Origin of the sequence: Pseudomonas sp. ICMP 8385, assembly GCF_002699915.1 — a bacterium.
Taxonomy (GTDB): domain Bacteria; phylum Pseudomonadota; class Gammaproteobacteria; order Pseudomonadales; family Pseudomonadaceae; genus Aquipseudomonas; species Aquipseudomonas gessardii.
Map to the genome: position 1 here is coordinate 1 of NZ_LKBY01000159.1, position 7,828 is coordinate 7,828.

The window sequence follows — 7,828 nt, forward strand, 5'->3', positions numbered from 1 at the left end:
TGGGTCAGCCGCCAGAAATGTTGGCTGGGCTGGCGCTATCGCGGGCAAGCCCGCTCCCACAGGGATCTCACTGGAGCAGAGAATTTTGGCTCCACCACAGATCAAATGTGGGAGCTGGCTTGCCTGCGATGGCGGTGGGTCAGCCGCCAGAAACANGGACTGCCGCTATCGCGAGCAAGCCCGCTCCCACAGGGGATCTCACTGGGGCAGAGAATTTTGGCCCCACCACAGTGGGCGGCCGGCGCAGCAAATTTTGCATACGCCCCACCTTGTTCCGAACCCACAAAAAAGCCCCATCTCTCGCGAGACGGGGCTTTGTTTTAACGCGCTAGCCGCCGATTACAGCACCACTTGCCCGCTCATAGCCAGGTCCAGCAGTTCACGGTTGGCCACCGCGTACATGGCGTAGTCCGTACCCACCGCGGCACGGATTTCTACCATCATCGCGCGCCAGCGCTCGACCATGCTCGCATTCTGCTCAAGCCACAGGGCCACGCGGGCTTCCATGTCTTCTGGCGCATCGGCCATTTGCAGAACCTTGATGGTGATCGCCCGTTGCTGCCAGTCCACGTCATCGCGGAAGGCTTCGCGGGCCTGGGCCTGCCAGTTGTTGCCCACCGGCAGATCGCTGATCTGCTGCAGGTACCACGGCAAGTCCAGGGCGCTGCCCACGGCGAAGTAGGCCTTGGCCACATCCGCAGCGCTCTGCCCGGTCACGTCGGCGGCCTCGATGATCGGCAGCAAGGTGTACAGGTGGGTGGTGCCGGCAACCATGCGCGCCAGCAACTCCGGCACACCGGCTTCGACATAGGCCTGGTAGCGGTTCTGCCAGCCTTCGCGGGTCGGGCCTTCCAGCAGTTCGTCGAGCTTGAGGCCCAACGCCGCCAGGTGCGGACCGAAGTGCGCGACGTCACGGGCAGCATCCTGCTCGTTGCGACGGCTGCGCAGGAACCAGCGGGTAGCCCGACGGCCCAGGCGCATCAGCTCGTCCATCAGCGCCAGTTGCACCTCAGCCGAGACCTGGTGATCCAGGGCTTCGATCTGACGGAACCAGTGCGGGAGATGGAAGATGTCGCGCACGATCACATAGGCGCCCGCCACGTTCGCCGGGCTCATGCCCGTCGACTCTTTGAGGCGTTGCACGAAGGTGATGCCCATGTGGTTGACCAGGTCGTTGGCGATCTGGGTGCTGACGATCTCGCGCTTGAGGCGGTGGCGACGCATGGCCTCGGAGAACTTGGCCACCAGGCTCGGTGGGAACGCGGTCTCCATGTCACGGGTCAGGTAGTCGTCATCCGGCACCAGGGACTTGAGCAAGGCTTCCTTGAGGTCGATCTTGCTGTAGGAGATCAGCACCGACAGTTCCGGGCGGGTCAGGCCCTTGCCGGTCGCGGCGCGCTCGACGAGCTGCTCCTCGGTCGGCAGGTACTCAATGGCGCGGTCCAGCTTGCCACGGCCTTCCAGGTCGCTCATCAGGCGCTTGTACTCGGCTGCACGCTCGTAGGCTTTGCGCGCGGCCAGGGACAGGGCCTGGGTCTGCTTGTAGTTGTTGCCCAACACCAGGCTGCCGACTTCGTCGGTCATGCTCGCCAGCAACTGGTTGCGCTGCTTGTCGGTCATGTCGCCGGCCTGCACCACTTCGTTGAGCAGGATCTTGATGTTCACTTCGTGGTCGGAACAGTCCACGCCACCGGCGTTGTCGATAAAGTCGGTGTTGGAACCGCCGCCATTGAGGCCGAATTCCACACGACCCAGCTGGGTCATGCCCAGGTTACCGCCCTCGCCCACGACTTTGCAGCGCAACTCGTTGCCGTTGACGCGCAGCGCGTCGTTGGCCTTGTCGCCCACATCGGCGTGGCTTTCGGTGCTGGCCTTGACGTAGGTGCCAATACCGCCGTTCCACAACAGGTCCACCGGCGCCTTGAGCAAGGCGTTGAGCAGCTCGGTCGGGGTCAGCTTGTCGGCCTGGATGTCGAAGCGCTCTTTCATCTGTGGCGAGATGGCAATGCTTTTGGCGCTGCGCGAGAAGATACCGCCGCCTTCGGACATGATGCTGGTGTCGTAGTCCGACCAGGCCGAACGCGGCAGCTCGAACATGCGCTGGCGCTCGATAAAGCTGGTGGCCGGGTTCGGGTTGGGATCGATAAAGATATGCAGGTGGTTGAAGGCCGCAACCAGTTGCAGCTTGTCGGACATGAGCAAGCCGTTGCCGAACACGTCGCCGGCCATGTCGCCGACGCCGACCACGGTGATGCTGTCTTGCTGCACGTTGATGCCGCGCTCACGGAAGTGACGCTGCACCCCGACCCACGCGCCCTTGGCGGTGATGCCCATCTTCTTGTGGTCGTAACCGGCCGAACCACCGGAGGCAAACGCATCGCCCAGCCAGAAGCCGTAGTCGATGGCGATGCCGTTGGCGATATCGGAGAAGGTCGCGGTGCCTTTGTCGGCCGCCACGACCAGGTACGGGTCATCGTTGTCGTGGCGCACCACGTTCAACGGTGGCACCAGGGCGCCGTCCTTCAGGTTGTCGGTAATGTCCAACAGACCGGAAATGAAGATGCGGTAGCAGGCAATGCCCTCGGCCGCGATCTCGTCCCGGCTGCCACCCAATGGCAGGCGACGCGGCAGGAAGCCGCCCTTGGCGCCCACCGGCACGATCACCGAGTTCTTCACTTGCTGGGCTTTTACCAGGCCCAGCACTTCGGTGCGGAAGTCTTCTTCACGGTCGGACCAGCGCAGGCCGCCGCGCGCGACGTTGCCAAAGCGCAGATGCACGCCTTCGACCCGCGGCGAGTAGACGAAGATTTCAAACTTCGGCACGGGCTTGGGCAATTCTGGAATGGCGTGGGGGTTGAACTTGAAGCTGAAGTACGACTTGTGCTGGCCGTTGGCATCGGCCTGGTAGAAGTTAGTGCGCAGGGTGGCCTTGATCAGGTCCAGGTAGCGCCGCAGGATCCGGTCTTCGTTAAGCACCTGCACATCGTCCAGGGCCGTGAGGATCGCTTGCTCCAGGCGTTGCTGCTTGTCTTCCAGGTCGTCGCTGGTGAGCTTGCGCGCCAGATAGAAGCGGGTCTTGAACAACCGGGTCAACTCGCGGGCGATGTCGGTGTGGTTGTTCAGGGTGCTGGCGATATACCCCAGGTCGAAGCCCAGGCGGATCTGCTTGAGGTAACGGGCGTAGGCCCGCAGCAGCGCCACGTCACGCCATGGCAGGCCGGCGGTCAGCACCAGGCGGTTGAAGGCATCGTTCTCGGCATCGCCGTTGACGATATGCACGAACGCGTCCTGCAAGGTGTCGTTGAGCTGCTGGATATCGAGGTTCAGGCCTTCGGCGGCGGTGAACGCAAAGTCGTGGATCCAGAACTCGCGGCCATTGGCGTGGCGCAGGCTATACGGGAACTCACCGAGCACGCGCAGGCCAAGGTTTTCCAGGATCGGCAGCACATCCGACAGCGCCAGCGGGGTGTCGGCGTGATACAGCTTGCAGTGCAATTCCTGCTGGCCGGTCACATGGCCCAAAGGCTGGTAGAAGCTCATCACCAGCGGCTTGGCTTCGGTGAGGTTGAGCAGGTGTTGCATGTCGACCACCGCCGAATGCGCGGCGAAGCGCTCGCGGTAGCCGGCGGGGAAGCCTTTGGGGAAGTCCGCCAGCACATTGGTGCCGTGGGCTTCGCCGAAGCTCTCGACCACCAGGCTCGCGTAGTCGTCCTGCCAGCTGCGGCAGGCCTGGATCACTTCCCTTTCCAGCAGCAGCGGGTCGATGTCCAGGCGGTTTTTCGGGTCAACCCGCAGAATCAGCTGCACACGGGCCAGCACGGATTCGGAGAAGAAGGTCCAGAACTCGCAGTCCGAGGCCTTCAGGCGATCCATCAGCACTTGCTGGATCTTCTGACGCACTTCGGTGGAGTAGATATCGCGCGGTACGTAGGCCAGGCAGTAGCAGAAGCGGCCGTACGGGTCCTTGCGCAGGAATACGCGGATCTTGTTGCGTTCCTGGATCTGCACGATCGACATCACGGTGCTGAACAGTTCGTCCACCGGGGTCTGGAACAGGTCATCGCGGGGCAGCACTTCCACCACCTGGGCCAGTTCCTTGCCCAGGTGCGCCTTGGCCTGGAAGCCCGAGCGGCGCTCGATTTCCGCGACCTTGCGGCGGATATAAGGAATCACCCGCACGCTTTCGCCGTACACCGAGGAGGTGTAGAGGCCCATGAAGCGGCATTCCTTGATGACCTTGCCGTGCTCATCGATCTGGCGGATCGATACGTAGTCCGGGTAAGCCGGACGGTGCACACGGCTTGGGTGCGCGGCCTTGGCGAACGACAATACCGTCGGCTCGCGCAGGTAGGCCACAGCGTAGTCTTCGATGCGCAGGTCTTCAGCGGTGAGGCCGGCGCGCAGCAGCTTGGTCAGGCCGAGGAAGGAATTGGCGTCATATTCCAGATGACCGCCGTCCTGCTCGTCACGCACCACAAACTCTTCGTAGCCAAGGAAGGTGAAGTGGTTGCCCACCAACCATTCCAGGAAGCTCTTGATCTCGGCCTTTTCTTCGCCTTCGATGGCAAACGGGCTGCTGTCGATACCGGCCAGCAGTTCCTGGACCTTGGCCTTCATCGGCTCGAAATCCGCCACGGCCACACGCACTTCGCCCAGGACCTGCTCCAATTCCTTGCTCAGCACATTGAGCTCGGCGGCGTTGGCGCAGCGGTCGATTTCCAGGTACATCAGCGATTCTTGCAGGACGTCTTCGCCCTGGGTGCCTTTAGGCAGGATTTCCAGCAACTCGCCCTTCTTGCCACGGCGCACGCTGAGTACGGTGGTTTGCAGGGTATGGATGCTGTAACCGCGACGGTTCAGCTCGGTGCGCACCGAATCCACGAGGAACGGCAAGTCATGGTGCAAGACTTCGACCGCAGTGTGGGTCGATTGCCAGCCGTGGCGTTCGTAATCGGGGTTGTAGACCCGCACTTGCGGCTGGGTGTGATCAAAGCGCTCAAGCAGGCGCCAGGCAGACAGGGAGCAACCGGCCAGGTCGGACATGCGACGCTGGGTCAGCTCGTCCAGGGAAATGATGCCGAAGAATTGTTCAGCGAACAGCGCCACTTGTGGCAGTGCCTGTTCACTGATGTGCTGCGCCAGTGCCGCTTGCAGTTGATGCTGGAAGTCGGCTTTGCTGGCTGCGGTAAAGAACGCCATCTGTGGTACTCCGCTTGGGCTTGTTATTGATGGAAGCGTCGCGTGTTATCCCCGGGTGGGGAGACCGTCATTTCTGTGTTCGGGATCTACCATAACCAATTCAGAGTGACAGGTGGGTGAAGCTGGACACGACGATGAGGTCACATTCAACTTCCACTGGATACGTCCGACGGGCAAGTCAGAGTCACACTGAAGGTACATCCGCTGTGCAGCTTAACGAGTGTGGGAAGCCCGCTGCTTGCTGCGCTGCGACATATTCGGTCAACGGCAGGCAACCCCGGGTTGCACAAGGAGCAACCCGAACCAATGGGGGGAGCCCCAAGCCAGCACCTGTGACCTCACGGAACCGGTATTCAGGCCCGGGCCACTCAACAATCCCCACCCCGGAATCAAGGAAGATATCCACTCGCCCAGACGAGGTGCCCATGCCGATCACACAGCCCCACGCCCAGCCCTCATACCTTCCAACAACCCAGCCCCTCAATGGCCCGCCGGAACAGCCGGCAACCCAAAAAGCTGCGCTCACGCCAGAAGGCGCCGCGCCGGCGCCTGTCACAGCGCCCTACAGACGCAATACCGCGCTGGACGATTACGCCAGGCACTACAAACCGATGAAATCGGCAAACGATGTAACCGCCGAGCAAGTACAAGCGCATATCAAACAACGCTTTGGGATCGCCATTGACCCTGACAAGGCGTATTTGATGACGATGGCCTACGAACACCGCACTGACGAACAGCCTTACAAAGGTAGCATCGTGCAAAAAATATCCTTGACCGATGCTGCACGGTGCAACATCCAGGGCGTCGAACTGCCCTCAGGCATGCATCAACCCAAAACCCTGGGTTATTCAGATAGCACGCCCCCCATTGAAATAAAACCGGAGTCCCGGCATCACGAAAAACCCAGCGCTGACTTTAGGTTCCCCCTGCCAAACACCAGCGGTCACACCCGTTGGTATCAAGGGATCTACCAAGACCCCCAGCCAGGCTCGCCCAATCGCTATGACGCCAGCAACCAAGTGCCCATTGATCCTGAGAGCTTCAAACAGATGGTCTGGGATAACGCCTATAAAAAAAGCTACGACAACTACCTGAAGGACTACTGGAGCCCCAATAACCGAGCGGCCTTCACAACCACAGCAACGATTGCGTACTTGACGGCCGTGCATAAGCAACTCCACGACCAGTCACTGAACGAAAACGACAGAAGAATCGCCATGGGCGTGGCAGGCTTGCCACCAGACAAGGCCTACCTCGACATAACGCCAGAAGACCTCAAACAACCCTATAAAGCCGACCCGAACCTGCAAACCAAATTCCTTCGCTTCAACGGGTTTGAGTCGAGGATGTTTTACACCCAAGACCTTACGAGCGGGCGAGTGCTTTTGTACGTATCAGGACTCACCCCGCCCGCCCACGGCTTCGACTCTGTTGAGGCCATGCACCGATGGCTGGGCGAACAGTTCAAGGATCCGCAAAAGGCCACGGTTATCAAGTTCCAGTTACGCCCGGAAGATCGACCCAACTATGGACACTGGGTAGGCGCGGATGCCCGGGTTGATTTAATTGCCGAACAGTTGAATAACCATGCCTCGCCAGCACAGCAAGAACGTCTTGGCTATTGGCAGGAAGGCGGCGTGTTCGACAGCCAGGCCTTCAAGGGCAACCCATTTGAAGAGCTTCAATACCGTACAGAAAAGGCGACCAAAAGTGCGACCGACCAGCAATTTGTCCTCAATAGCGACGTCACCAAAAACTCAGTCATAAAAGGCTTGAGGATCGCGTCCTACGGTTTGCTTTTTTTGGCGCCCCTGGGGATGGCCATCCCCCCCTTGGGCGTTGCCTTAACGATTGCGAATATAGGCATCGGTGCCACAGAAGTCGGTATCGGCATCGACGACAAGCTCAATAATCGCCCAGGGGCCGAAAATCGCATCATCACGGGCGTAATCAATACCACCAAACCTATATTGAGCGAGGGCTTCGGCCAGGCCTTCACACCGGTTACGGGGCCGTTGAAGGCTTTCTTACTCAAGCCCTGACAGCATCTGCCAGGGAGGGCCAACAACTTAAAGCAGCACAGTGACAAGGGTAATGGCACAATTGCGCCCTGCGGCCCGCCATCTTGACAGGACTCCCCATGCAACTGACCACCACCCATCTGCTCGCCACCCCGTGCGATGACGAAGAAGACAACATGGCCATGCTCTGCTGCCACGGCACCCAGGGCGAGATGTTCATGCTGTCCCGTTACCCGGATGAAGACGAGGTGGAACTGACGTGGGACTACGAGCCTTCGACCCTGGACGGCGTGAAGATCACCCTGGGCACGAACACCCTGCTGGTGGAGATCGGCGCGGCAGACAAAGACGCCCTGGGCGGCAGCGATCACCTGGAAATCCGCCACGCCACCGCCGAGTCGGACCTGGCCGAGGTAGAAGAAACCCTGCAGAACATTCTCAAGGGCACTGGCACTTACATCCGCACGCTTTGACTGGCGGCTGCTAAATCGCCATCGCGGCGCTGCGGCAACCCGACAAGCCCGCTTGTGTCTTGATCTGGGAATAAACTCTGAGGTGAGAGGGGTGGATGGCAAGCTGTAAGTCCGCAGTGCTAGAAGCACGAG

3 protein-coding genes are annotated in these 7,828 nt (G+C 60.5%); 2 read left to right on the top strand and 1 reads right to left on the bottom strand.

Translation table 11 applies throughout. From position 1 onward, the window contains the following. Positions 1-339: 339 nt before the first annotated feature. Entirely contained in the window at positions 340-5,199 is a 4,860-nt protein-coding gene (locus tag AO268_RS30965) for an NAD-glutamate dehydrogenase (RefSeq protein ID WP_099170802.1), read from the bottom strand. A 425-nt stretch (positions 5,200-5,624) separates the two neighbouring features. On the opposite strand from AO268_RS30965, the gene AO268_RS30970 reads away from it, so the two are divergent. Further along, positions 5,625-7,244 (top strand): dermonecrotic toxin domain-containing protein, encoded by a 1,620-nt coding sequence (locus AO268_RS30970; RefSeq protein WP_099170803.1) that lies wholly within the window; start codon positions 5,625-5,627, stop codon positions 7,242-7,244. Positions 7,245-7,342: 98 nt separating this feature from the next. Then, the gene (locus AO268_RS30975) at positions 7,343-7,696 is read left to right on the top strand and encodes a hypothetical protein (protein ID WP_099170804.1); all 354 of its coding nucleotides are present in this window, start codon (positions 7,343-7,345) and stop codon (positions 7,694-7,696) included. The last annotated feature ends 132 nt before the right edge of the window (positions 7,697-7,828 follow it).